This is a genomic window from Ottowia sp. VDI28 (genome assembly GCF_049532675.1).
In the GTDB taxonomy this organism is placed as follows: Bacteria; Pseudomonadota; Gammaproteobacteria; order Burkholderiales; family Burkholderiaceae_C; genus Ottowia.
Window position 1 is genome coordinate 3799277 of sequence record NZ_CP149820.1, and the last position, 26440, is coordinate 3825716.

Consider the following 26440-nt stretch of genomic DNA (forward strand, 5'->3'; position numbering starts at 1 on the left):
AAAATCAAAGCGTAAGTGCATAGCCATGCTGCAATGCCACCCTCTACCGACCAGCCAGTCCCGTCGCTGGGTGTCGAACCAGGTTTCTCCCCTTGCAATCCCTAGAAAAGCACCTTCTGCGCGCTCGTCAATGCCAGAAAGCTGTCGCCCAAAGGCTGGAGAATCGCGTCGGCGATCGGCTGGAGCTGCTTGGCGAGGTAGTGCTCATAGTCAATCCGGGAATGCCGCGCCTCCAAGGGCTCGGGGCCGCTCTGCGTCATCACGTATTGAATCCAGCCACCACGCTGGTACTGCTGGGGACGGTTCAACTTCGCGTTGTGCGCGTCGGCGATGCGCGCCGCCCGCACTTGGGGCGGCACGTTGACCTCATACGCATCGAGCCGGTGGCGCAGACGTTTGCGGTAGATGAGCAGCGCATCCATCTGGCCATCCAGCATCGACCGCGCATAGTCGGCCACAAACGCCTGGTAGGGCTCACCGTGGAAGATGCGCGAGAGCAAGCCCTCCTGAAACTGGCGTGCCAACGGGGTCCAGTCGCTGCGGGCCATCTCTAGCCCGCGATAGACCATCTCCTCCCGCCCCTCTTCATTGACGCTCAGACCGGCGTAGCGCTTTTTGCTGCCGACATCCGAGCCTCTAATGGTAGGCATGAAGAATTTGGCGAAATGGGTGTCAAACTCGATTTCAAGGAAGTTCTCCAGCTGCTGCTCTTCGCGCAGCTTGAGGGTCCACCAGGCGTTGATGTCTTGCACCAGGATGGCCCCAATGGCATGCGCCTCGGCGTTGGGATAGGTGCGTTTGAGCCAGATGAAGATGGAGTCGGTGTCTCCGTAGATGACTTGGTATCCGCGCTGCTCCACGAAGGCGCGGGTCAGCTTCATCACCTCGTGGCCGCGCATGGTGACGGCGGACACCAGCTTCGGATCGAAGAAGCGGCACTCGGACGCGCCCAGCACGCCAGCGAAGGAGTTCATGAGCAGCTTCAGGGCCTGCGATAGCGGCTGGTTCCGCGCCCGCTTGGCCTCGTCCCGAGCATTCGACAGTGTGGTCACGATGTCCGGCAGGCAGTGTTTCTCGCGCGAGAACAGCGTGCCCTGCGGCCCCTGTACAGGCCTATCCTGGGCGTCGGTGTTCGTTCCCTCGGCCAGACCCACGGGGTCCACCAGGAAGGTCCGGATGATGGAGGGGTACAGGCTCTTGTAGTCCAGGACCACGACGGAGTCGTAGAAGCCCGGAGTGGAGTCCATCACATACCCGCCAGGAAAGGCCTTGGCTACGATATCGCCCACGTTCGGTGCCACGTAGCCCAGGCGGTGCATGCGCGGCAGATAGTGGTGGCTGAACGCGGCGATGGAACCGCCAAAATGGTCCACCTGCAAGCCCGTCGTCTGCGCACGCTCAAGCACAAACGGCAGCAGCTCCAGTTTGTCGAAGATGCGCAGCACGAGCGCGCAGTCGCGGATGTTGTAGCTGGCCAGCGCCGGCTTGTCTTCCTGGTAGCGCCGCTCGATCTCGGCCATCTTGTCGTAGGCATCGCCGATCTCTTTGCCCTCGCCGAGCAGTTCCTGCGAGACCGCTTCGAGGCTGAACGACGGGAAGCTCCACATGCCCGCCCGCAACGCTTCGATGCCATCGACGACCACGCGCCCGGGCATGGGCGCGAACAGGTAGCCCTGCCGGCCCGGGTGCGTGCGCCACGCGATGGGACGGCGTTCGCGTCCGAGCAGCAGCGGCACGGAGCTCGCATCGGCCGCCTTCTGTAGTACCCGCAGGTCGAACTGGATCACGCTCCAACCGATGATGACATCCGGGTCATGGTCCGCAAACCAGGCATTGAGCTGCTCGACCATCTCCCGGCGAGTCGGGCAATAGATAAGCCTGAAGTCCACCGGTGACGCTGCTGGCACCGGGGCCTCTCCCAGCATGAAGACCACCCGGTCGCCCGCACCATCCAATGCGATCGAGTACAGCTCCTCGGTCGCGCTCGTCTCGATATCCAGCGACACCACCTTCATCGCCGGGCGCCAACCAGAGGCGGGCTTCAACCGGCAGTCGATGATGCTCATCCCTTCCCGCAGGCCTCCTTCGACCACAACACCGGCCGTGATGAACCGCTCCATCAGATAGCGGTCGTGGGGGCGGACATCCGCTTCGTAGAGCGGGATCCGCAGAGGCTGGAGCGCGCGCGCCAACTTACCGAGATCGCGGAACCTGCGAGCATAGACTCCGAGGACAGGCTCCTGCCCGAACGTCTTCAAACCGAGTTCCTTCACCTCCAGGCCCGGCAGGTTAGCCAACTGAGCCTGTGCCGCAGCCCGATGGCAGGCCGGCAGGAAGGCGACCGAGATCTGCTGGGTCAGAAGTACCTTCTTCGGCCCCTCGTCGGTGGCCAGCCAGTATTCGATCTCGGTGCCGTCCGAAAGATCGCGCCAGTGGCGCGTGAGGATGAAGCCCTGGAGTTCGGTGGGCGCGAAGGCTGAGGACATCAGGTAGAGCGGAGGACGCTAACGCGCGCCAATTCTGACGCCTTGGGCGAGTCGATTGAGGAGTACCAAGGCGCTCTTGCCTATGATACTGATGTTTTGCACAGTATCGCAAAAACTGACACCGAGAAGGCGACGTACGAACCATACCGCCATGTATTCCGTCCTGCACGACCGGCTCCCGCATTGCTGCGCCGCATTTGGGCATGGCTCTGAGCCAGCGCTGCAGCGCTACAGAGCAGCCTTCGCCGTCCACCATGACGCCTCGCTGCATCCTGAAATCTTGCGCCACCGGGCCTAGCCGGCGAGAAGTCGAGAGTGCGAACTGTCTGTGCCGACTGCTTGAAGCTGGTTGCCGACCTTAAGATCTCATAGCTGAGTGACTGCTGCGCGCGAAACCCGCCACTCAGTGGGTCGCCACACGCCTGTAGGCGCTATTCAGAGCCACGCTTCATCCTCGTTATACGGCCATTGCAAACGTCGACTTTCCTATGGGTTTCGAAGGGTCTTGTTCAAACGTACTTGCGGCGCCGGTTCTCAAACGCCGGCTTCGTGCCTTCCAGGATATTCACCACCGATTGGTTCAGGTTCAGCTCTTCGATGGCGCCAGCTTCATAGGAAATCTTGTTTGATCCGTCGCGATCCATGCTGCAGACAATGACCTGCTCGGCGTCGCAGGCCACGGCGAGGTTGGCGTTGTGAGTGACCATCACAACCTGGCGGTGTTGCTTGGCCCGCGTGATGACGCCGACCAGTAGGTTGTAGACCGTCTCGTTGTCCAGGTTTTCTTCAGGCTGGTCGAGGACGATGGGGATGCGGTCCCGGTCGACAAGCAAATAGAAGATGAGCAGCAACGCGCCTCGCTGACCGGGCGAGAGCCGCTCCAGTTCGACGCTTCCAAGCATCAAGCCATAACTCAGACTTGCGTATTCAAGCCCAAAGAGGAAGTCGTACAACTGCGCGGCCGTCCTATCGGACTTGAGAATTGTTGCCGTGGCGACGGCGCGGCGTTGACCGCCGCGAACAGTGAAGGTCAATGCATCGTCTACGTCGGCAAGAAACGCCGTCAGACCCGCATCGGTAGTGAGGTCATGCGCCGCCAGCAGCCTGCTGGCGAGAGCCTTGGACTCCTCAAATCCTACGAACGACCCTGCGCTCTGCTTGATGAAGTCGAACAGTCGCGCGACGAAGACATCGAACGAGAAGCGCACCGAGAACTGGACGCCCAGTGCTTCACGAATCTGCGGCTCGTCGTCCACCAGCGCCTGCACGGGGGCGAAGAGGCTTTTGAGCACGTCTCCGCGCTTGCGCAATGTCCCCAATATTGCCAGAGACAGCTGAACTCGCTGTTTGCGCAGCTGAGCCAACTCGGCGCGCAGAGCCGGGATGTTCTTGAGCCGATGCCACTTCCCACGGAAGGACTCTTCTTTGTCAGCCGCACCAGTCGCTGCAGCCCACTCTTCCTCCCAGAACCGCAGAGCTGTCAGATCCTCCTGGTGCGCTTTCATCGGGCCGTCGAGCTTGGACTGCTCTGCGGCCAACTCCGCTTTGAGTTTGGTCAGCTGTGTCGGGTGCGTCCCTTCGACACCCGGTTGAAGCAATGCTTCCTGTTCGGATAGCTTGGCTTTTGACGCTTTTTGCAGTTCAATCAAGGACACCGTGTTGACGGTAAGCTGAATGATGTCTTCCAGCTTGAGGCCGAGTGATGTGATGCGCTTCGACAGGTCCGCCTTGCTGTCCTCGAGTACCTTCTGAAGAGCGGCGACGCGCTGAAGCACGTCGTCTATAGTACGAATGCGAGTCCGCTGCAGGTCGGCTTCAGCTTTGACCGCCGTCTGCTGCGTCTCGACTGCCGCTATGCGAGCGTTCAAGTCCGTGATGGCAGCCGCCGCGACTTTCGCGGGCTCGTCATCGGCCTGCGGAGCCGGTCGAACCACGGGCTTCTTGTCGCGCAAGGCACGGAGACCGACGAGCGAAAGACGAACCGATTCCCGCGCGCGATCCTGCGCAGGCTGGTTCACCTGCTCAATGAGCTGGATGATGCGAGCGTTTGCCGCCTTCAGGTCGGCTTGGATGGCTGATGCCTCTCGCTCGATGACGTCGGTGCGAAGCGCTATCAGCTCATCCAACGAGTCAGCCCCATCTCGTTCAGTGACCGGGATATGGGAAAAGATGACTGCACGGAGCTCACCCTGCAGCAAGCTGTCGTCGCCTTTGACGTGGTCGTTGCACAGCTCTTCGAAGTACCGCTGCGGCAGGTACTTGACGCGCGGCACAGAACCGCTGGACCGACTGTCAGACAGAGTGCGCCACTCTGGGTCCTTCGAGTCCTGAACCCATTCAAGTTGTGCCTCGAACGAGCTGGCCTTGTTGTCTTTCGCCAACCGAAAGCGCTGGTCGGAGAGGAAAGAGAAGTACTTTTCGTTCGGCGTATCACCGAGTACACCTATGACGTCAGCAAGGGCGCTTTTGCCGCTGCCCTTCCTGCCGATGAGCGCTACGAGGTCTTGATTCAGGGGAAGCGTGGTGTTGCCGAACCATGCGCCGGGCTCGGGGGCGCCAGCACGCTTGCGTACGTAGACGTTCTTGATGAAGAGCTGAGGGTTCTTCTGGACGAAGTCGACCTTGGGCGGCAACGCTCCGACGTAGGAACGGTTCGCCGGCTCGCGGCAAGCCTGCAGAAGCCCCGCGAACGTCGGAAGCGCTTTGATCCACGTGGGGTTACCGCCATGGAATTTCCCATAGTCCGCGATGCGATGCGCATCACTACCGCGAACGGCCAGCTTTGGGTGCTTGATAGCCGCTTGGAAATCGGTGAAGAAGCTGTCGTTGTCCGCAGTCTTGACCCCATTGAAGGCGTCCCGGGTTGCCTGATTGGCGACTTCGAAGACTGCCTCCATTGCGAGCACCTCGCGTGGGAAGGAGTAGTGCTCCCGAAAACGGATTTTGTTCACTCCGTCACTGGTGTCGAACGGCACGAACAGGATGGCGTCACGCTCGCCAAAAGTACGCAAAGCCTCGCCCACCGATTCCGCTGTCACCTCTGCACACTTTGAACCGGCCTGCAGCGCCGCCGCTTCATCGCTGTCGAGGGTCGCGCGAGAAATCCCAAGCGTAGCCAAGCGCTCTGCACTCAAGTTCTGACGCGCCCATTCCACAAGGTAGCTGTCGGTCAACGGCTTACCGCCCATGCTCAACTTCAGCTGGGTCTTGAAGGCGTTCAGCTTGTCGGCGGACAGCTCGGGGTTAAGCAACACATGCATATTCAGACGGAAGCTGCCTGGAGAAACCATCCTCAGCTCGATGCCCGGAAATATGGTTGCCTTGCACTTCATCGCTCCCGGCCGGCCGAGGTATTCGCGCAGGGCGAGGACGCCGTCAAAGGTCCAATAGTCCATGACAGCAACGGCGGCGCAGCCACTGTCGTTGATGCCGTCAACGACTTGCTTCAGCAAAGCGTCTCGGTCGGCAGTTGTAGCGGCATCGCGCAAGCGTTTGCCGCTCCATTGGTAAGAGGCAGGCGTGTGGATGTGCAGGTCCCACTTGCCCCAGGTTGCGCCTTGGTTCATGGTCTTCTTTCCCCCGGAAGTCATTAAGCCAGCCAGGTGGACGCGCATTCTCGGCTTTGTCTTCCAGGCCTCCCCGCGCCTTTCGAGAAGCGGTGTTTCAAAGTGTAGCAGCCGCAACAAGGGATTAATTGTTTGCTGCATCGGCTGCCAACTCAGCCAGCATACGAGCCACAGAGGCATCAGCGACCGCAACCTGGCCCAGACCAATCGCTCGCCCTATATGCCACAGCAGCGGCAATCGCTGCAAAACAGTCTTTGAAACTGGAGCAGTGCTAGGTAAATGGCACCTTCATCCACCGTTAGCTGGAGTCGCGTAGCAATGGAGGCTCTGATTGCTACCGAGTAGCAGTGGCCGAGTGGCGCCACTCGTGTTAATAGGCACCCATGTAGTCGCGCTTACCGATCTCAACACCGCTGTGGCGCAAGATGTCATAGGCGGTGGTCACATGGAAGAAGAACTGCGGCAGACCATAGTGCAGAAGATATGCACTGGCGGTCAGCTTCTTTTCCTTGGGCGTGCCGGGGCGCAGTACGATTTCGCGGCTTTCGCTGAGATCAAATTGCTCGGGCTTGAAGGATTCGAGATGAGCCAGAGCCTTGGCGATCAACGCTTGAAGGTCGGCGAAGCTAGTCTCAGTGTCGGGCCAAGATGGCACTTCGGCACCAGCTAGGCGGGAGGCAATACCCTTTGAGAAGTCTGAGGCGATCTGTACCTGACGTACCAGCGGAAACATGTCGGGAAATAGTCGCGCTTGCAGCAAAGCATTTGGATCGATATTTTTCTGTGTCGCATGGTTTTCGGCCTTCTTGAGCACAGCGGACAGGGCGCGCAACATCTGCTGCAAGACGGGAACGGAGGCGGTGTACAGTGGGCTTGTCATAGAGGATTCATTTTTCAAGTTGGGCACGATGGCCGGGGTGGGCATGGCAGAGATACTGCCAACCGTAGAAGGCTAACAGCAAAAGGACTAACCATCACTCATGATGTCGCTATAGGCTAGTTGCTGTCGTTCGAGTCAGAAATGCCAACGACTGCTGCTGGCAAAAGCAGTCATTGCGCCAAACCCCCTAGCCTGCTCTGCGCCTCAAAGCAGTCACAAGTCTCCGACGAACACCAAGTGGCAACCATCGCATGTGTTGCATTGGTGCTTTCGGCCCTGAGCGGTCTTTTGGCAAAAACGCGCAAAGCTGTCGTCGGACGAGCTACAGACCATTTATTGATCCTATTTCGAGCGCAAGTTATAGTGCTTATGAGGAAATTGTTCACGGACCTGTTTCAGCAACGGTGTGGCGTGTAATACAGGAAGGGCAGAGGGTTCATGACTGAACTTTCAAGATCAATCTACCGAACCAAAGAAGGAAGAAATTTATCCTCAGTTTCGCTGTCCGTCCGAGGCGCTGATGCCCAACCCCTCCATCGAGAGGATGTCGCCCGCAAGCCGGTAGTCGCCTCTCATGCCAACGTTAGCTGTCATGTCCACCACCTCGACGTCCACTCCATGGTTCGCACTTGCCGGCGTCGCACTCGGATTCGCGCTGGGTGAAGGAAGTCGGTACGCGCGTTATCGATGGGATATATACCGGAACCGAAGATTGATCCGCTCCGAGCTTCAGGCCGTCCTCGCACAGTTACCGCAGAAGCGAGACATCCTTCAGCAAGCGCTGGGACACTTGAAAGAGCAACGACTTATGCCAGTGCTCTCGTGTCGAACTGTCGCGACCGGGTACTACGGCGTTCTTGAGGACATCTACCCGCACTTGTCCTTGCGTGAGCGGACATGCTTGCACATTATCTTTGAGCGTCTGAGAGTTGCAGACGAGCAGGCGGATGGATTCGAGAGAAGTTTCATAGGAGCGGTGAAAGAAAAAATCCCTCCCGATCCCTGGAGCACCTTTGCCAGGCGACTAGAGGAGCTGCTTGAGTCGTATTCCGTCATCGAACAGCTGGCACGATCATATCTTGCGGGCAAACCCGAGGACGTGTTCGGAGTGGATAACGCTCAATAACAGCTAATGTTGCAATTAACGCGAACGTCCTCGCGGTCTGAATCGCCCCGGGGCGATTCACGGTTGCCGTGCCGCGTCGAACCGCCGTCAAGTGGAAAATAGGGCTTTCAGTCTGCAGGTACCAGGATCAACCCAGGCAAGACTCGCTGTCTGACACTTAGCTCTGCTGACCCTCCAAGCTCATACCCCTGGCAAGTCAAAACATATGCCGCAAATTCACCATGAACTTGCGCGGCTCGCCAAACGTAGAGTAGTTCACGCCTTCAAGATGCCGATAGCGCCGGTCGGTCAGGTTGCTGACGACCAAGCTGACTTGGGTCTTGGGGGTGATGTTGTATCTCGCGTTCAAGCCCACCAGCACCATGGCACTGTTGCGGATGGTCCAGGCGGTTGGGCCGGAGCCACCGGTTTTATAGGCCGAGCTGGTGGCTGCCACCTGGCCACCAAATGCCCAGTTGGTGCCGGGCAGCCGGTAGTCGGCAGATATGCGCAAGCTGTGGCGGGGTTGATCCGTGGCGTAGCGCGTGCCGTTCTCGGGGCCCGACGCATAGCGGGCGGTGGTGTAGGTATAGCCGGCGGCCAGGTTCAAGTTCCGCCCGACCTGCCCGTTGACACCGAGATCTACGCCCTGGCTGATCACTTTGCCTGCCGACGTGTAGCATGTGCCACCGCAAATGTTGGCGGGATCAGGATCCACGGAAGTGTCTTCCACGCCCAGGTTTGACTGCTCCAACCGGAATAGCGCAGCGGACACGTTCAATGTCTTGTTCAGCAACTCACCCTTGATGCCCACTTCGTAGTTGGCGCCCACCACAGGTTTGAGTACGCTGCCATCCGCGCTCTTGCTGGTTTGCGGATTGAAGATGTCCGAGTAGCTGGCGTAAACGGAGTATTGCTGATTGATGTTGTAAATCAGGCCCGCGTACGGCGTGATCACCCCTGTTTCCTTCGGTGCGACGTTACCCGTGAGAGTGTCCCTGACCTGGAAATTGCTGACGCGAAGGCCCGTGATGAGCTTCAGGTCATCCGTCAGACTCCAGCGCGCCACACCATAGATGCCCAGGCTGGTGGTCTTGTCGTTGCCCTCGTAAGGCGTGCCACCTGCGGCCACCGAGCCCAGCGCACCCGGGTTGAACTCATAGATGTTGTCGATCGCGGTGGCGGGCGGGTAGCCGCTACCTGAGTATTTGTCGCGGTAGATCGAGCCGTTCATGCCCACCGCCAGCTCATGCTTGCGGCCAGCCAGATGGAAAGGGCCGGAGGCGTAGACATCTACGGCATCGGTGCTCGTATCCCTGTCGAAACGCCGCATCCGGTTGAGGTTCATGCCCCCTCCGGTGGCGGCATTCAGCCGGCCGGAGAGATAGCTGTAGTTATTGATCTCGTTTTCTGTCTGTTGGCGGGAATAGGTGGCTTTCAGCTCCCAGTTGTTTTGCAGCTGTTGAGTGACGCCCAGGGTGTAGATTGTGTAGCTCTTGTCAACGGACTGGTTGGCGTCGTTGTAGAAAGCTGAGCGGGGCGTGCCCGCATCACTGCCATCAGATGCGAACGGTGCGCCGAAGTAGTTACGGCCCTTGTCTGCCTGATACTGGACACTGGCACTGAGCAAGGTGGATGACGTCAGGTCTGCCTCGACGATGCCGTAGATTGCGCGCCTGTTGCGAAAAATATAGTCGACGAACGAATCGCTGTTGTCCGCCACGGCGACCAGGCGCCCGCGAACACTGCCCGATTTGGTCAAAGGGCTGGAGATGTCGCCGACCACGCGGCGCCCATTCCATGATCCCAGTTGCACTTCGGCCTGGGCCTGAAAGGTATTGGTGGGGCGCTTGCGCACCAGGTTGATGGTACCGCCCGGCTCGCCCGCACCAGTCAGCAGGCCCGATGCGCCCTGCAGCACCTCCACCCGGTCTATGAAGGCACTGTCGACTTGCGGGGCGCGGTTCCAGGCGCTGATTCCGCCTGGCGCGGCCATGCCGTCGAATTGTGTTTGCAATTCGAACCCGCGGCTGTAATAGGCGCCGCCGTTACTGCCCCGATCCGAGAAGAAAACGCCGCTGGCCGCCTTCACGGCGTCGTCCACCGAAGTCATGGCCGCGTCGTCCATCTGCTGACGCGTGATGGTCGTGATGGTCTGCGGTGTTTCGCGAGAGGTCAACTTCAACTTGGTCGCGGTGCTGGATACGCCAGGCTGGTACGTGCCTGTGTTTTCAGTGGTGCCATCTTGCTCTGCCTGGCCCGTCACGGTGACGGCAGGCAGGCTCTGGACGGCTGCATCTGCCGGGGCTTCAGCCGGCACCGAAGTCTGGGCCTGAGCCTGGGCAATGGAAAACAGCGCCAGACAAGCAGCCATGGCGATCGGGCGCCTACTGGAACGATATGCAAGAACGAAATCCAGACGATTTCGAAGAGGATGCAAGACAGCAGACATGATGAGCCCAGACAGTATTAAGCAAGCACAACCAATCACCCCACGCTGCACGCCCCATGAGCTTGGCGGGCCAAGTTCATGGGGCGTGCAGCGTGGGGACTCCTCCTCAAACGCTAACGCGAATAAGAATGATTATCATAAACTACACTTTACAAAAGGCATTACTATCGTCGGCCTACCGTGGCGTATTGATCACACCTTCGCGTGCTAAAAATGCTTGTCTCCTGCGTGAAGGATCAAGGATGCAATCCAATGGAATTCATCTACGGGCAGTGCGGTGCCTTCTGTTACTGCTGCTGACCGCAACTGCCCTGCTCTGCCAGGCCGAGCCCTTACCTGCTGGAAAAGGGAGCTTCCAATTCACGGACACCAAGGTCAGCCCAGGCAAGACCCTCACCGTCTGGTACTACGCCCCTGCAGGCCTTCGCCCGGACAGCAAGGTCATCTTCATCATGCACGGCACGGACCGGAATGCGGAGGACTATCTGGATGCCTGGGTGGCGTATGCCGAGAAATATGGGTTCCTGGCTGTCGCGCCTCAGTTTTCGCGGCAAGAGTTTCCTCAGGCTGATTACCAGTTCGGCGGGCTTCGGCACTCTGATCGGCGGCAATGGACGTTTCCGATCATCGAGCACTTGTTCGATGAAGTGCGCGGCAGAGAATCATTGGCCACCAGCCGCTACTACCTCTATGGGCATTCGGCGGGCGCTCAGTTTGTGCACCGCTTCATGCTCTTCATGCCTGATCCTCGGGTGGAGTTGGCCATTGCGGCCAATGCTGGGGCCTACACCCTGCCCGTTTACCCCTCAGGGGCCGATGCGGGGTTTCCGTGGCGGCTGGATCAATCGCTGGTCAGTGAAGAACAGTTGAAGAATGTGTTTTCACGGCGGCTGGTGGTGTTGCTGGGCGGGAACGACGTGAATCCGAATCACAAGTATCTGTCGCACAAGCCTGAAGCGGAGGCGCAAGGGCCTTATCGGTTGGCGCGCGGGGAATTCTTCTTTCAGACTGCGCAGCAGCAGGCGGGGAAGATAGGTGTTCCGTTCAATTGGACGATGAGCGTGGTGCCGGGGGTGGGACACAACAACAAGAGGATGTCTGAGGCGGCGGTGAAGTATGTGGAGGTTGGTGAGAAGTGATGGAGCGGGTTTTGGAGGTTGAGACAGCGCCGCGTGCATACCGGAATTCAGGTTTGAACGGTTGTCCTGGATTCCTGCCTGCGCGGGAATGACGGATATGAAGGTGACGCTCGTGTATTTAACGCCAGCTTTCGCCAGTATGACGGGAGGTCCTTTGCTCAATCGTCGGATGCTGGAATTCAAATTTCTGTCTTGACAGAAATAAATGACATAGAATGAAGCCATGGAATTAAGTCAGATCCAACGCCAATTCGTCCTGCACTGGGGCGAAATGGGTTCGCGCTGGGGTGTGAACCGCACCGTGGCGCAGATACACGCCCTGCTCTTCGTTCACGGCCAGCCGCTCAATGCGGAAGAGTTGAGCGAAACCCTGGGCGTGGCCCGCTCCAATGTGAGCAACAGCCTGAAGGAGTTGCAAGCCTGGGGTCTGGTGCATACCACCCATGTGCTGGGCGACCGGCGCGATTTCTTCGGGACGAGCGTGGATGTGTGGGAGCTGTTCCGCACCATCGTGCGCGAGCGCAAGGAGCGCGAGTTCGATCCCACCATTCGCATGCTCTCCACGCTGGTGAAAAGCCCTGAGTTCGAGCATGAAACCGCCGATGCGCAAGACCGTATCCGCTCCACGCTGGATCTGATGCAAAAGCTCGGCTCCTGGGCCGACGAGATGCTGCGGCTTTCGCCCGGCACGCTCGACAAGATCCTGGGACTGGGCGCCAGCGTGCAGCGCTTCGTGCGCGGCAACCCCAAGAGCTGAACCAAGGAGCACGTTCGACGCGCAAACCCCAACGACTCTCTGCATGGCAGGCATTGTCCTGCCTCTTTTTGAAGCCAATATTTCTGTTAATACAGAAATTACGAAATTAAAGGAAGCAACATGTCCAGCACCTCCATCCAGTTCCCGCTGACCTTGTACTACGACGCCAGCTGCCGCTTCTGCAATGCGGAGATGACCAACTTGATGCTGCGCAACACGCAGAACCGGTTGCGCTTCGTCAATTGCGCCGATCCTGGATTTTCTGGCGGCCCTGCGCCGCGAGAAGATTTGATGCGCGCCATTCACGGCGTGGATGCGCGGGGGCAGGTTTTCATAGGCGTGGATTGCCTCACCCGCGCCTACGAAGGCATCGGTTGGGCCTGGGTGCATCAGTTGTTCAGCCTGCCTGTGGTGCAGCCCTTGGCGCAACGCCTGTACCCCGTGATCGCGCGCAACCGCTACCGCATGCCGCAGTGGCCTGTGGCATGGCTTCTTGAGTTTGCAGCTCGCCGCGCTGCTGAAAGGGCCGCGAACCGCAGCGAGCGCTGCGCAGAAGGACAGTGCGACATCGACGGCAACGGACCCGCAAAAAGATCGTAAACAGGTTCTCAGGAGCACGCTATGACAGATACCTTCGCGCCCCCTGTCCGCATCGTATTGCTGTGTGGCGCTCACGGCTTCATCGGTCAAGCCCTGGCACAGCGCCTGGAAGGCAGCGGCTGGCATGTGCGCGCCGCCAGCCGCCGCAGTGAGCGGCCGCTGGACTATGCGCGCATGCGCACCGCTGACGATTGGCTGCCTCATTTGCAAGAGGTTCATGCCGTTGTCAACGCAGTCGGGCATCTGCGCGGAGGCGCCCAGGCGCCGCTCGAGCGCATCCATGCCGAGGCGCCCATGGCCTTGTTCGACGCTTGCGCCAGGTTAGGCATCCGGCGGGTGATGCAGCTTTCAGCCCTGGGTGTGGATGGCAACGACACTGCCTACGCCCGCACCAAGCGCGCTGCCGACCGGCATCTTCAGGCCCTGACGGCCGCCGGTCAACTCGATGGCGTCATCGTGCGGCCCAGCATCGTGATCGGGGCAGATGGCGCCAGTACCCAGCTCTTCATGCGGCTCTCGCTGCTGCCCATGCTGGCCCTGCCTCACCCCATGCTGCGGCGGCATATTCAGCCCCTGGCCGTGGATGACCTCGCCGATGCCATGCGGCGATTGCTGGAGTCCAGCCATACAGGGTTGGTTGAATTGGGCGGGCCCGAGCGCCTGAGCATGGCCGGGTTGATCGCCAGCTTGCGGCAGCAGCGGGGCCTGGGGCCTGCTCGGGTGGGCACCCTACCTGACTGGTTAAGCCGCGCGAGCGCCCGTCTGGGTGATGCTGTTCCCGTCTCGCCCTGGTGCAGCGCATCACTGGTTCTTGCCTCGCATGACAACTGCTGCGATCCAGCGCCGTTGCGCACCTGGCTGAGGCGTGAACCTGTAGCAATCGAAGAACTGTTGAGGCACATCGAAGCGGATGCCGCAGTGGAGTGATGTATGAGTCTCGACCTGTATGGAAGCCGTCTCCGCGTGGGCAACCAGTTGCCCGCCCTGCTGTTGCACTGGAGCGTGGTGGCCGTGTGGCTATTCACCGCCGCTGTCAGCGTGCATGAATGGCACGGGCAAAGCAGTGCGTTGCTGTCAGCCGCAGGCATTCCCATAGGGCGCTGGCATGACTGGTTGATTGGTGGCGGCGCGGCGATGGATCTGGTGATCGGCTTGTGGCTGTGCCTGATGCCATCGCGTCTGGCTTACGGCGTCGCATTGGCAGGCATGGCGGTGATGACGTTGGCTGCAACTGTTCTGCTGCCTGATCTATGGCTGCATCCCCTAGGGCCGCTGAGCAAGAACCTGCCGATCGCTGCCGCGCTGCTGCGGCTGATGCAATCCGCCAAAGAAAAAGAGGATTTGAAATGAATGCTTATCTGCTGCTCAAGACCTTGCACATCCTCTCCAGCGTGCTGCTGGTAGGTACTGGATTCGGATCGGCCTTCTACATGTATTTCGCCAATCGCAGCGGCAGCGTGCAGGCGCAAGCCGTCGTCGGCCGGCTGGTGGTGCGCGCGGACTGGTGGTTCACTACGCCTGCCGTCATCGTTCAACCGCTGTCTGGCCTAGCGATGATGCACCTGGCCGGCTGGCCCTGGCATACGCCGTGGCTGCTGCTTTCGGTGGCGTTGTATGCGTTGGCTGGCGTTTGCTGGCTACCCGTGGTGGTGATGCAGGTCCGGATGGCTCGCATGGCAAGCGCCGCTGCCGCGCAAGGGCATCCCTTGCCGCGGGCCTACCAGCAACTCGCCCGCCGCTGGGAGGCACTGGGCTATCCGGCTTTCATCGCCATGCTGGCGGTGTATGGCCTGATGGTGAACAAGCCAGCGCTGTGGGGTTAGCCTTTCGACGGTTCAATTGATCGTCAACAACCGCCGAGGCGTGGACACCAGGATGGTGTCCACGTCCTCCTGTGTGAAGCCTCGCCTGAGCATGCGGGGGGCAATGTTGGCGAAGACGTGCTGATAGCCATGGCCACCGTAGCGGCCCAGCCGCGTGCGGGTGCAGATGTCATGGCTGATCAGGACCTGGTTTCTGTATCCCCTGTCCACCAGGAGCTTGACCATGCGGAGCCTCGCTCCGTCGTTAGGCATATCGATGTCGGACATGGGGTATGCGGTCTGCTCCCAGCCGAACAGGTCGAACTCGATCACACAACCCGTGTCCGCCAGGCGAAGGAGCCGGTCGTCGTCGAAAATCGTACGGTCGATATGGCTGATCACGACGCGGTCCAACTCCTGGCCGCGGGCGCGGATGAAATCCGCGACTTCCATCGGTTGATCCTCATCGCGCCCAGGGTGAATATTGAGCGCGGCGCCGGTGGCCTGCATGGCCGTGATCGCGCCGTTCATGACCCGCTTTTCCAGATCCGTCCATGGCGCCTGGCAGCCGATCTCTCCGATGATGCCGGCCTTGACTTGCGTTCCCCATGCGCCTACGGTGATCTGCTCGATCATCTCGCGGGCGAAATCATCGGCTGAACGGGTGTGGTTGGCCGGACTCTGGTAGTCGTTCACATAATGGCCGCAGCCCATGACGATGTTCACGCCCGTGGCGCGCGCCACCTCCGCCAATCGCTCGGGCTCGGGGTTCAGGCCGCCCACGGTGAGATCGACCAGGGTAGAGCCGCCGGCGGCCTTCATGTCCTGGATCTCGCCGATGGCCACATCCGTCTCGTCGAGCCGGTAGTTGCGCATGAAGGGCTTCTGGCCGTAGGCAATGCCCCAGCAGTTGCAGAGATTGATATCTTCTTCCTGCTCGGCGGGCGGATTCAGCCGCAGTGGCGGGGGGTCAGATCGATGAACACATGCTCGTGCATCAAGGTGGGGCCCAGGGATGCGGGGTCCACCAAGCCCAACACGGTCTGCGCCTGGCCCCTCATTTCGTTGCGCGTCATCATGCGGCGAGCTCCTTGGTGTAGCGCTTCAGAAACTCCTCGAAGGCCGCATGGAAACGATCCAGATCCGAATCGGTCAGCGGCAGGGAGAGCACGATGAAGCCGCGGCGGGCCACATAGAAACCATGCGCGAGCATGTGGAAAAAGAAGAGATCCTTCACGATACCTTCGGATGCGGGAATGTCATCGCAGCGTTGAATCTCGGAACTGATGCCGTGCAGATTCATGAGAGAGCCCAAGCCCGTGAGCTGCAGCGGTGCGCCGTGCGCGTGGCAGCTGGCGTTGAGGCGTTCGCGCAGCGCATCGCCCCTGGCATTCAAGGCGACCGCGGCCTCGGGCGTATAGATGCGGCTCAGGCCCGTGATCCCTGCCGACATGGAAAGCACGTTGTTGTTGAAAGTACCTGCGTGGCCCAGATGCCCCGGCGTGCGCGGATCGAAGAGCGCCATGATGTCTTCGCGGCCACCGAAAGCGCCGAAGGACATGCCACCGCCGATGTACTTGCCCAGCGTGGTCAAATCAGGCGTGATGCCCAGTTGCGACTGCCGCCCGCCAGGTGCAAGGCGGGAAGTCATGACCTCATCGAAAACCAGCACGGCGCCTGCTTCGGTGGCCAGTTGGCGCAAGGCCGCCAGGAACTCCGGGCGCCCGACGATGCAACCGCCAGCGCCCTGCATGGGTTCGACCACGATGGCGGCCAAGTCCGCCGCGTGCTCCTTGACCAGCACGGTAGTACTGGCGATGTCATTGTAGCTGCCGATCACGAAATCATGCGGCACATTGATCGGGGCCGGGCCGGCGGCGAATGTGAGCACTCCGCCGTGGTAACCGCCCTTGAACACCATCACTTTGCCGCGGCTCGTGAAACGCTTGGCGGCGGCAATGGCCAGCAGATTCGCCTCCGTGCCGGAGTTGGTAAAGCGCAGTTGCTTGACCGATGGGAACCGCTGCGTCACCAAGGCAGCCAAACGGGATTCCAGCAGGTTGTGGCCCGTGAGGTTGATGCCGCCGTCAAGCGCGGCGTCAATGGCCTTTCGGATCTCAGGGTGGCTATGGCCGTACAGACCGGCCGTGAATTCCCCCAGCAGATCGGTGTACTCATGGCCGTCGGCATCCCAAAGCCGCGAACCTTCGCCACGGGCGATGGCCAAGGGGAACGGTTCATAGAACAGCACCGAACGCGTGTTGCCGCCCGGCATGACCTCGGTGGCGGTCAGGTACTGCACCCGGCTCTTGGGGTTGATGGCTACGTAGTCTTCTCGCAGGAGATTCAGTTCAGATGCAATGCTCATGTCGCTTCAAGAGAGGTTCAAGGGTTGATGATTCGGGTGCGTCTCGTCGTCAAGGGGCCAGATCGGGCGCCTGACGTTGCGGTAAGGCAAGGTGCGCAGATCGGTGGCATGAATTCCGCCGGACTCCACGAAGACGACACCGCGTGAAACAGGTTCGAGATCGGCACGGAAGTGGTTGATGCCTTTGAGCGCCAGGATATTGAGTTGCTCCACGTCCACACCCAGCACGCGGTACTGCCCGCGCTCTTCAGCCTGCACACGGTTGCTGGCCACGATGATCCGGACCTCTCCGCACTGCAGCAAAGCACTGGTTCCGATCGAGGCCGGCGTGCCAGTTCTGAAGGGCCCCGCGCGCGTGAAACGGCCATCGGAGGTGGCAAGCACCCGCACGCGCAACGGCACTGGGCCACCGCCGAAGTTGGGGTCGGTTTTTCCGGCGATGAGCAGGTCCACTTCGGCTCCAACGCCTGCGGCCACCGCCTGGCGCGCGCTCTCCGGGTCGTATAGAAGTCCGACCAGGGTGCCGGGCAGATTGGCTTGCACAAGCGCTCGCAGCAGATGCGTGGCGTCGCCGTAGCCGCCGCCGCCCGGGCCGTCGGTATAGTCCGCCAGGATCAGGGGGCCGCTGCGCCGCGCGGGCGCCTGGCACATTGCCAAGGCAGACTCGATACTTTGCAGGTGAACCGTTTTTTGAGCGCGCCAGGAATAGGCATCGTCCATCAATGCGTTCGCCACCGCGAGGCAGCGGCTGTCCTCGGCTTCACCGTCTCCCAGGACCAGAACAGAAGGCCCGGCCTCGAACACATCGCCCATGTAGTACCCGGCATTGAGGCTGAGATCCAGCACGAACCCTTCCGCCTCATACTGGCGCGCACGCGCCTGCAGGCGGGTCATGGGGGTATCGCCCAGCGTGCGTCCAAGATCCATGCCGGCGATGGTGGGACGGCGCGCCACCTGAAGGCGCGGGCGGATTTCTCCCTTCAACGTGCGATCGACCAACGCGCTGGCCCGCCGCCCTGTCTCGAACTGATCGGTGTGAGGAGTGGTCCGGTAGCTGGTGAGAATATCCGCATACCGCACCATGGCATCGGTCACGTTGGCATGCAAATCCAGGGTGGCGGCCACGGTCACTTTCCAACCGGCCTGCTGCCTTATCCTGAAGAGCAGATCGCCCTCAGGATCAGGCAGCCCATCCACATACATCGCGCCGTGCAGGGAAAGAACAATGGCATCGGTATCGGAATGCTCGGCCAGCGCGCGAAGAAGGGGCTCGGTCAATGCATCGTAGGCGGCGCGGGTGACCGGCCCCGAAGTGGACGCGCACGCGCTGACCACCGGCACGAGCTCCCAACCGTACTCCTGGGCGGCCTGGATGATGCCGCCCATTTCCGTGCGGGTTCCGGCCATGCGCTCGAGAATCTCGGCGCCGAACAGCAACTCCTCCCGGCCGAATTCAGCCAAGGTGGTGCGCAGCCGGCTGAATGAGTGGCTTTCGTGGCTAAGCCTCGCGACGAGCACCTTGGGAGACATACGGGTACAGGCTGTCACGCAGTGGCTCCGTGGAACAGGAATCCACGCCCGGGCACGGCTTCCAGCAGAGAACGTGTGTAGCTGTGCGTGGGCCGGCTGAATACGTCGTGTGCCGGCCCCTGCTCGACAATGGCCCCCTGGTGCATCACGATGATGCGGTCGCAGATCTGGTTGGCCACCCGCAGGTCGTGCGTGATGAACAGAAGTCCGATTTTCAAGCGGCGCTGGATCTCGTCCAGCAGTTCAAGGATCTGAGCCTGTACGGAAACATCCAGAGCGGAAACGGCTTCGTCCGCGATCAGCAAACGGGGGTTGCATGCGAGCGCACGCGCGATGCAGATGCGCTGGCGCTGCCCGCCGGAAAACTCATGGGGATAGCGGTTGAGCGCGTCAGGCTTCAAGCGCACCAGGGTCATCAACTCCTCCGCGCGTGCCCAGGCCTGCGCGCGCGATTGGCCCGCGTTCACGGCGCCCTCGATGATGGATTCACCCACTGTCTGACGCGGGTTCAGCGACCGGTACGGATCCTGGAAGACCACCTGCACCTGCTCGCGGAAAGCTCGCAGCCGCGCGCCTTTCGCCTGCTCGATAGCTTCGCCCTGCGACATGACCGTGCCGCCGCTCGGATCGATCAGGCGCGCGATGCAGCGGGCCACCGTCGATTTCCCGGAACCTGATTCGCCCACGATGCCCACCGTTTCCCCCGGGCGAACGGCCAGTGAAACATCCTTGGCTGCATGAACGTCCTTGCGCCCGCCAAAGAATTTGCGCGAGGTGTAGGTTTTGCTGAGCCCTCTTACCTCGATCAGGGGCTGTGCCTCTGCCACGGCCTCGCGCTGCACCGGCTCCAGGCCTGGCACGGCCGCCAGCAGCATGCGGGTGTAGGGTTCACGCGGGGCCTGAAGCACATCAAGCTTGTGCCCTTGCTCGATCATTTCACCCAACCGCATCACCACCACGTGATCGGCGATATCGGCCACCACGCCGAAATCGTGCGTGATGAAAAGCACGGCCGTGCCGTTCTCACGCTGCAGCTCCCGGATGAGCTTGAGGATCTCAGCCTGGGTCGTGACGTCCAGAGCCGTGGTGGGCTCGTCGCAGATCAACAGCGCAGGCTTGAGGATAAGCGCCATCGCGATCATCACGCGCTGGCGCTGCCCGCCGGAAAGCTGGTGCGGGTAGGATTCGAAAATGCGCGGAGGCGAAGGCAGCCGCGTGTGTTCGAAGATGTCCAGAATGCGCGTACGCCGCTCCGCGCGGCTCATCCGGGTGTGCACGGCCAGCATCTCGTCGAGCTGCTGGCCGCACGTCATGACCGGGTTGAGCGCGGTCATGGGCTCCTGGAAGATCATGGCCATCCGCTCTCCGCGAACGTGCCGCAGGCGCTCCATCGGCATGGCCAGTATGTCTTCGCCGAGCAGGTGCACACTGCCCTGCGCAGGCGACACGCCTGGCGGCAGCAAGCGCATCACGGTCTGCGCGATGACTGACTTGCCCGAACCGGATTCGCCGATCAGGCAGGTGGTCTGCCCTGCGAACACCTCGAACGAAATGTGTTCGACCGCATGGGGCCGGTCCGCATTGGCGGGCAAACTTACCGTGAGATCGCGCACGGAGAGCACGGGGCCCTGGGCTTGGGAGTTCTGAGCCATGTTCATGCGCCTCTCTTGCGGAGTTTGGGATCCAGTGTGTCCCGCAAGCCATCGCCCAGAATGTTCACGGCCAGCACCGTGAACGCCAGGAACGCGCCCGGGAACAGCACGTTTTCGGGATGCTCGTTGAAGCTGACCCTGCCTTCGGACATGATGTTGCCCCAGGTAGGAATCTCGGGCGACAAGCCGATGCCCAGGAAGGAAAGAATCGCCTCCACCAGCATGGCGGAGCCGCACACATAGGTAGCGTGCACGATGAGCGGCGCGACCGCGTTCGGCAGGATATGGCGCCACAGCACCTTCCAGGTTGGGGTATTCAGGGCAACCGCGGCCTCCACATAAGGCTCCTCCCGCACCGAGAGAACGATCGAGCGCAGCAGGCGCGCCACCCGTGGCAGTTCAGGGATCGTGATCGCCAGGATGATGGTCAGAAGGCTGGCGCGCCACATGGACACCAGGGCGATGGCCAGCAGAATGTTGGGAATGGCCATGAAGCCATCCATCAGGCGCATGAGCACCCCATCGAGCTTGCGGAAGTAACCTGCCAGCAAGCCGATCAAACCACCGCCCAGAATGGCGAGAACGGCGACAGCCAGCCCCACGAAGAGCGACACGCGGGCACCGTAGGCCACCCTGCTCCAGGTGTCCCTGCCGAACCCGTCGGCGCCCATCAGAAAGAAATGGTCGACGCTGTCCCCGGAGAGATCGGTGAAAGGCGCGCGGGTGCCTGGCGCGATGTTGATGCTGGAAGGATCGATCGCGGCCGGATCGACGGTGCCGAGCCAGGGCGCGGCGAACGCGACGAAGCACAGAACAGCCAGTGCGCAGGCGCCGATCCGTACCGACGTATTGGCCCAGACGAGACGCCAGGTCGAGCGCCGCTTGCTGTTCGCAGCGGGCGCCTCCTGGGGCTCGATGGCGGTGATTTTTGAAGAGTCGAGAGCCATGGTCACAATCAAGCTCGATAGCGGATATCAATAGCGGATGCGCGGATCCAGAAGCACGTAGCTCAGATCGATCAGCAGGTTGATGAGAACGTAGACAACGGAGAACAGCAGAATCACGCACTGAATCACCGGAAAATCCCGCGAGAGCACGGCATCCACGGTGAGCTGGCCCAGGCCGGGAATGGCGAACACCGTTTCGGTGACCACCACGCCGCCAATCAGCAAGGCAATGCCGATGCCGATCACCGTCACGATGGGAACAGCCGCATTGGCGAGCGCATGCCGGATCAGCACTGCGCGCTCATCCAGGCCTTTTGCCCGCGCGGTGCGGATATGGTCTTCGGTCAGTGCTTCCGACACCGCGGCACGGGTCACACGGGCAATCAGCGCGATATACACGAGCGACAGCGTGATGGCCGGAAGAATCAATTGCGACAACCAGGGCCACACACCGGAGGAAAGGCGCTTGTACCCCTGAACCGGCAGCCAGCCCGTCTTGAGGGAAAAAATCCAGATCAGCACATACCCGACGATGAAAACCGGCACCGAGAAACCCAGCACCGAAAACCCCATGAGGGTGCGGTCGATCCAACCGCCATGCCGGGCCGCCGCGATGACACCCAGCGGCACCGCCAGGAGAACCGCCATGACAATGGTCAGCCCCGCCAGCGACAAAGTGGGCTCCAACCGCTGCCCGATCAGATCGACCACATTCATCTTGAAGTAGTACGACTGACCGAAATTGCCTTGAAGGAGCTCGCCCACCCAGTGCAGGAACTGCGACGGCAGCGAGCCCTCCAGGCCCAGGCTCTGGCGGACGCGGGCGATGTCGGCTTCCGTCCCCATGTCGCCCACGATGAGCGCCGCGGGATCCCCCGGCGTCAGGCGCAGGATCAGAAAGACGAAGACCGCCACGAAGACCAGCACGGGCACCGTGGACAGGAGCCGGCGGACAATGAATGTAAGCATGGATCAGGGCTTGCTGATGTTCCAGTAGACGTTCGTCGAGCCGGTCAGGACGCCGCTGACCGCATCCTTGCGGAAAGCGACGGGACGCAGCAACTCACCCATGGGCGCGAAGGCGCCGATCTCGTAGGCGCGGAACTGGATGTCTTCCGCCAACTTCTTGCGATCGGCATCGGTGCCGGCCTTCGCGAACGCACTGCGAAGCTGTTCCAGGCGCTCGTCGGAAGCCCAGCCGAACCAGCCGGCCTCGCCATTACCCGACAGCGGCGCGTAGTTGAGCGGGCTCAAGGCATCCTCCGAGCCCCAGTAAGTCACGAACGCATTCCAGCCACCCTGTTCTGCGGGCTCCTTCTTCGCGCGGCGCGCCACGAGGGAGCCCCAATCCATGGATTTCATGTCGACCACGAAACCGCCTTGGCGAAGCAATTGCGCCACCAGCGGGGGAAGCTTTGCCAGCGAGCTGTTGTCCGTGGCGTGCAACAGCACGACCGGCTGGCCCTTGTAGCCCGCAGCCTTCAGGAGTTCCTTGGCCTTGGCGAACTGCGGTTTTTCAGTGAGGCCCGGCGTCTTGTTGGAAGCCAGCGGAGAGCCGCAAGGGTAGACCGACAGGCAAGTCTTGTAGAGCGAAGGAATCCCCACCTGGGTTTTCAGCAGCGCCTCCTGGTTCATGGAAAGCATGGCGGCCTGGCGCACCCGGACGTCATTGAATGGCGGCACCAGGTGATTGAAGCGGAGCAGGTACTGGCCCCCTGCCGCGTCCGCCACCGTGATGCGGTTGTTCGCCTTCAGTGAGTTGTAGTGTTCAAAGGGCACGCTCTCCAGCATGTCCACTTCGCCATTGACCAGGGCGTTGACCTGGGTCTGCGCATCCTTGAGCACCACCCACTCGACACGGTTGACCTTCACCACCTTGCCGCCCGTGGTGCCTGAAGGGGCCTCGGAGCGGGGTACATATTTTTCATTCTTGACGTAGACCGCTCGTTCGCCTGGGCGGAATTCGTCTGCCTTGAAGATGTAGGGGCCAGAGCCGATGTGCTCGGAGATCTGCTGGTCAGCAGGCGTATCGGCCATGCGCTTGGGCATGATGAACGGCACCAGTGAAGAAGGCTTGCCGAGCGACTCCAGCACCGCCCCATAGGGCTCATTGAAGATGAACCTGAAGCTATTCGCCGACACCGCCTCTGCCTTGGCCATGGCCGCGTACATGCGCTGTCCCATCGGATCCCGCTTGGCCCAGCGGGCAAGCGAAGCCAGAACATCTTCCGAGGTCACGGGCTTGCCGTCATGGAACGCCAGGCTGGGCCGCAGCTTGAAGGTCCAGGTCTTGCCGTCGCTGCTGGTAGTGAAGGATTCCACCATCTGCGGCTGGATTTTTCCCTTGGCGTCGGTGCCGAAAAGCGTGTCGTAAATCATGTAGCCGTGGTTGCGCGTGACCACGGCGGTGGTCCATGTCGGATCCAGGACCTTGAGCTCGGACGAGGGAACGAGACGGAAGACATTGCCGGCCGCCTGAGCGGAAGCAGGCAACGCCGCAAAAGCCAGAGTGGCTCCAAGAATGGACGCAAGGGCGAGGCGACGCGTGGATTTCATGTACGTACTCCTTTAGGCAACACCGCTTTGGCGGCGGTTGGATGGGACTGGGCTCGTTGACGGATCCGAAATACAGCCGGTCCATCACATGCAAGCAATATGCCACGATGGCCGATTTATTAATTGTTCACTGAACAATTAAATTGTTGCACAATGACGTATAGCGATTGATCAGGGATTACCCCGATCACGGCCCGCCTGATTCCGGCACGTGAAGCTTCCTGTCTCCCCCGATGTGGTGCACAAATGCACCAAGGCTTCGCACCTGAATTGGGCTGATCGTCAACGTGTACCATCCAACCGCATAGCTCCCGGACGTCCTCCGCCTGCCCTCTTCCAATGCCGACATCCACTTCCGATAGACCCGCAGAAAAACCCGCGCGCAGATCAGCAGGCCGGCCCGCGAACAGCACGATCACGCGCGAAGCCATCGTGAACGTCGCGCTCGATCAACTCGACAGGGTGGGAGCGCACGCCTTCAGCGTGCGTGATGTGGCGCGTTCGCTGGACGTCTATCCCAGCACGATCTACTGGCACGTGGAATCCAAAGAGGCTTTGTTGGCGGAAGTGGCCAGCGTAGTGATGACGGGCGCCATACCGCCACGCGGCTCCGGCGACTGGAAAACCTGGCTTCGGAATCTTTTCAAGCGCTACAGGAAAGCGGTGCTCAAGCACCCCAACGTGGCGCAGCTGCTTGGTGCGCAGATGGTGTCGAACGCCAGTCTCAGCGTCGACCTGATCGAAGGTGTCATTGGTGTTCTGCTGGAAGCCGGCGCCACTGAAGACAACCTGAGGGAAGCCTATAACTGCGTGATCTCGGCGATGACCGGCTTCATGACCATGGAGCTGGCCCCGCTACCCATCGACAACCCCCAGGATTGGGCCGCGGCACTTGAAGGGCGGGTTCGCTCCATCGATCCGCTGGAGCACCCTACCCTGACCCGGCATCTGCACCTGCTGGCCAACAAGGCGTTCATCTTGCGCTGGCAGAACGGCAGCCAGGTGCCGCTCAACAGCAGCTTCAATGCGCACGTGGAAATATTCCTGGCGGGGCTGGAAGCGTTCCTCTCGCAGAAAATAGAGGAATGAAGCCCAATATTTCGTCGCGCCGGCAAATCATCACGATCGTCCTCCTTCTCCTGGCCATAGGGGGAGGCCTGGTGCGCTGGCTGACGCCCTCGCCTTCGCTGATACGCGATCTGGGGACGCTGCTCCTGGTACTGTGGCTGCCGATCGTGGGCAACATCATCGCCTGGCTGATGGCGCGTGCCCATAGACCGAAGGTGCAGCAGCCCGGATTTTCCCAGGATGCCGGTTTCGTGCCTTCGGCTCGCGTCGAGCTTACCTTGTTCCCAGCCGCCGTACCCGCAGAAAGCCGGCCTGTGCGTGCAGGATTTTTCCCCTGTATCGTGGTGCTGGGAACAGAGGGTTTCAGCGCCCTTTTGGAAGTACCGCAGAGCGCTGAACCTGTACCCGAAGTGCCGCAAGCGCTACAGATTCAGTTCCTGCGGCCGGAATTGGCGCTGCCCCGGTTGCAACTCGACAGAGAGTTCACCCTGCTGTCCGGCCGGAAAGCCCTTGGCCGAGGCAAGCTGCTGGACCTTACCGAAGCCTGAATCTCACTCGGCGACGATCTTCTTCTCGACAGCGATCCTCTTCCACAGCGCCAGATCGTTCTTGACCCGCTTGGAGACGTCGGCTGGCGGCAAGGCCACGGGCGTGGCGCCGTCGGGTTCCAGCAACCCTCTCACCTCCGGCGTCTTGGCGATCTGGGCAAGCTCCCTGTTCAAGCGCGCCACCAGCGCTGGCGGCGTAGCGGCAGGCGCAAAGATGGCCACCCAGATGTCGGCCGAGTACCCGGGCACCACGCTGGAAACGGGCGGCAGGTCTGCAAACGCCGGATTAGCCTGGGCTGAGGTGACGGCCAATGCACGTACTTTGCCTGATTTGATCTGCGGCGCGATCGACGTGTAGTTGGAGATCATCATGTCGATCTGGCCGCCCGCCATGTCCAGCAGCGCGTTGGCGGCGCCTTTGTAGGGAACATGGGTCATCTTGAAGTGCGCGGAGTCGGCCAGCATTTCTGTCGCCAGGTGCGCAATGGAGCCCGTGCCCGAAGTGCCATAGGTCAGCGCACCCGGCTTGGCTTTGGCGGCCGCGACGAACTCTCCGATCGTCTTCACAGGCGTCTGCGCGCTGACCGCCAGCAGCATGGGCCCGTCGCCCACAATGGCGACCGGCGCGAACGCGGTCACCGGGTCGTAAGGCATTTTGAGTTGGGTAGCCGCCGCGGTCAGGAAGGTGGACGACGTGAGCAGGAGCACCGACCCATCAGGCGGCGCCTTGGCGACATAGTCGGCGCCGATCACGCCCGCAGCGCCGGGCTTGTTCTCGACAATGACGGTGGATCCCAGCCGTTTGGCCAGCAGCGGAGCCACGGCTCGCGCAATCGCATCATTGCTGGCGCCGGCCGAGAACGGGACGACGATCTTCATCAAGGCCGGGATTTTGGGCTCGGCTTCGGTTTGTGCGATGCCGGCCAGAGGCAGGCATCCCGCTGCCAGCACGAGCAGACGGCGAAGAACAGAAACGGGCATGG

21 protein-coding genes are annotated in these 26440 nt (G+C 61.1%); 8 read left to right on the forward strand and 13 right to left on the reverse strand.

What is annotated here, in order from left to right:
• Positions 1-101: 101 nt before the first annotated feature.
• The 4 genes from WJU18_RS18045 to WJU18_RS18060 all read right to left on the reverse strand — a co-directional run bounded on the left by WJU18_RS18045 (position 102) and on the right by WJU18_RS18060 (position 10412).
• Positions 102-2486 carry a DNA polymerase II gene (locus WJU18_RS18045; protein ID WP_423454470.1) on the reverse strand — a complete coding sequence of 795 codons (2385 nt, stop codon included), beginning with the start codon at positions 2484-2486 and terminating at the stop codon, positions 102-104.
• Between the two features lie 509 nt (positions 2487-2995).
• Positions 2996-6052 carry a TrlF family AAA-like ATPase gene (locus WJU18_RS18050; protein ID WP_423454471.1) on the reverse strand — a complete coding sequence of 1019 codons (3057 nt, stop codon included), beginning with the start codon at positions 6050-6052 and terminating at the stop codon, positions 2996-2998.
• 371 nt (positions 6053-6423) lie between these two features.
• The gene (locus WJU18_RS18055; RefSeq protein WP_423461033.1) at positions 6424-6933 is read right to left on the reverse strand and encodes a DUF1993 domain-containing protein; all 510 of its coding nucleotides are present in this window, start codon (positions 6931-6933) and stop codon (positions 6424-6426) included.
• A gap of 1322 nt (positions 6934-8255) precedes the next feature.
• Positions 8256-10412: a TonB-dependent siderophore receptor gene (locus WJU18_RS18060; RefSeq protein ID WP_423454473.1), complete on the reverse strand. Its 2157-nt coding sequence runs from the start codon at positions 10410-10412 to the stop codon at positions 8256-8258.
• Between the two features lie 320 nt (positions 10413-10732).
• Between WJU18_RS18060 and WJU18_RS18065 the strand changes: the two genes are divergently transcribed.
• From WJU18_RS18065 to WJU18_RS18090, 6 genes are all read left to right on the forward strand, one after another.
• The gene (locus tag WJU18_RS18065) at positions 10733-11629 is read left to right on the forward strand and encodes a hypothetical protein (RefSeq protein ID WP_423454475.1); all 897 of its coding nucleotides are present in this window, start codon (positions 10733-10735) and stop codon (positions 11627-11629) included.
• A 223-nt stretch (positions 11630-11852) separates the two neighbouring features.
• Complete coding sequence (locus tag WJU18_RS18070) at positions 11853-12386, forward strand: GbsR/MarR family transcriptional regulator (RefSeq protein ID WP_423454477.1); 534 nt, start codon at positions 11853-11855, stop codon at positions 12384-12386.
• A gap of 120 nt (positions 12387-12506) precedes the next feature.
• Complete coding sequence (locus tag WJU18_RS18075) at positions 12507-12986, forward strand: thiol-disulfide oxidoreductase DCC family protein (RefSeq protein ID WP_423454478.1); 480 nt, start codon at positions 12507-12509, stop codon at positions 12984-12986.
• 21 nt (positions 12987-13007) lie between these two features.
• Positions 13008-13913 (forward strand): NAD-dependent epimerase/dehydratase family protein, encoded by a 906-nt coding sequence (locus WJU18_RS18080; protein WP_423454480.1) that lies wholly within the window; start codon positions 13008-13010, stop codon positions 13911-13913.
• Positions 13914-13916: 3 nt separating this feature from the next.
• Positions 13917-14336: a DoxX-like family protein gene (locus WJU18_RS18085; RefSeq protein WP_423454481.1), complete on the forward strand. Its 420-nt coding sequence runs from the start codon at positions 13917-13919 to the stop codon at positions 14334-14336.
• A complete protein-coding gene (locus WJU18_RS18090; RefSeq protein WP_423454483.1) occupies positions 14333-14809 on the forward strand; it encodes a DUF2269 family protein in 477 nt (158 codons plus the stop codon). Before WJU18_RS18085 ends, WJU18_RS18090 begins: the two co-directional genes overlap by 4 nt.
• A 12-nt stretch (positions 14810-14821) precedes the next feature.
• On the opposite strand, the gene WJU18_RS18095 is transcribed toward WJU18_RS18090, so the two are convergent.
• The 8 genes from WJU18_RS18095 to WJU18_RS18130 form a co-directional block, all read right to left on the reverse strand.
• A complete protein-coding gene (locus WJU18_RS18095) occupies positions 14822-15664 on the reverse strand; it encodes a phosphotriesterase family protein (protein ID WP_423454485.1) in 843 nt (280 codons plus the stop codon).
• A 74-nt stretch (positions 15665-15738) separates the two neighbouring features.
• Positions 15739-15867: a hypothetical protein gene (locus WJU18_RS18100; RefSeq protein ID WP_423454487.1), complete on the reverse strand. Its 129-nt coding sequence runs from the start codon at positions 15865-15867 to the stop codon at positions 15739-15741.
• Positions 15864-17156: an aspartate aminotransferase family protein gene (locus WJU18_RS18105; protein WP_423454488.1), complete on the reverse strand. Its 1293-nt coding sequence runs from the start codon at positions 17154-17156 to the stop codon at positions 15864-15866. The genes WJU18_RS18100 and WJU18_RS18105 overlap by 4 nt, the downstream gene beginning before the upstream one ends.
• Positions 17157-17162: 6 nt before the next feature.
• Positions 17163-18704 (reverse strand): M81 family metallopeptidase, encoded by a 1542-nt coding sequence (locus tag WJU18_RS18110; protein ID WP_423454490.1) that lies wholly within the window; start codon positions 18702-18704, stop codon positions 17163-17165.
• Positions 18701-20344, reverse strand: a complete 1644-nt coding sequence (locus WJU18_RS18115; RefSeq protein WP_423454492.1) for an ABC transporter ATP-binding protein — start codon at positions 20342-20344, stop codon at positions 18701-18703. Before WJU18_RS18115 ends, WJU18_RS18110 begins: the two co-directional genes overlap by 4 nt.
• Positions 20341-21285, reverse strand: a complete 945-nt coding sequence (locus tag WJU18_RS18120; RefSeq protein WP_423454494.1) for an ABC transporter permease — start codon at positions 21283-21285, stop codon at positions 20341-20343. Before WJU18_RS18120 ends, WJU18_RS18115 begins: the two co-directional genes overlap by 4 nt.
• A gap of 27 nt (positions 21286-21312) precedes the next feature.
• Entirely contained in the window at positions 21313-22254 is a 942-nt protein-coding gene (locus WJU18_RS18125; RefSeq protein ID WP_423454496.1) for an ABC transporter permease, read from the reverse strand.
• Positions 22255-22257: 3 nt separating this feature from the next.
• The gene (locus WJU18_RS18130) at positions 22258-23841 is read right to left on the reverse strand and encodes an ABC transporter substrate-binding protein (RefSeq protein ID WP_423454498.1); all 1584 of its coding nucleotides are present in this window, start codon (positions 23839-23841) and stop codon (positions 22258-22260) included.
• Positions 23842-24180: 339 nt separating this feature from the next.
• On the opposite strand from WJU18_RS18130, the gene WJU18_RS18135 reads away from it, so the two are divergent.
• Both WJU18_RS18135 and WJU18_RS18140 read left to right on the forward strand, forming a co-directional pair.
• On the forward strand, positions 24181-24930 hold the full coding sequence (locus WJU18_RS18135) for a TetR/AcrR family transcriptional regulator (protein WP_423454500.1): 750 nt from the start codon (positions 24181-24183) through the stop codon (positions 24928-24930).
• Positions 24927-25457: a hypothetical protein gene (locus tag WJU18_RS18140; RefSeq protein WP_423454502.1), complete on the forward strand. Its 531-nt coding sequence runs from the start codon at positions 24927-24929 to the stop codon at positions 25455-25457. The genes WJU18_RS18135 and WJU18_RS18140 overlap by 4 nt, the downstream gene beginning before the upstream one ends.
• 3 nt (positions 25458-25460) lie before the next feature.
• On the opposite strand, the gene WJU18_RS18145 is transcribed toward WJU18_RS18140, so the two are convergent.
• Positions 25461-26438 (reverse strand): tripartite tricarboxylate transporter substrate binding protein, encoded by a 978-nt coding sequence (locus tag WJU18_RS18145; RefSeq protein ID WP_423454504.1) that lies wholly within the window; start codon positions 26436-26438, stop codon positions 25461-25463.
• Positions 26439-26440 lie beyond the last annotated feature (2 nt).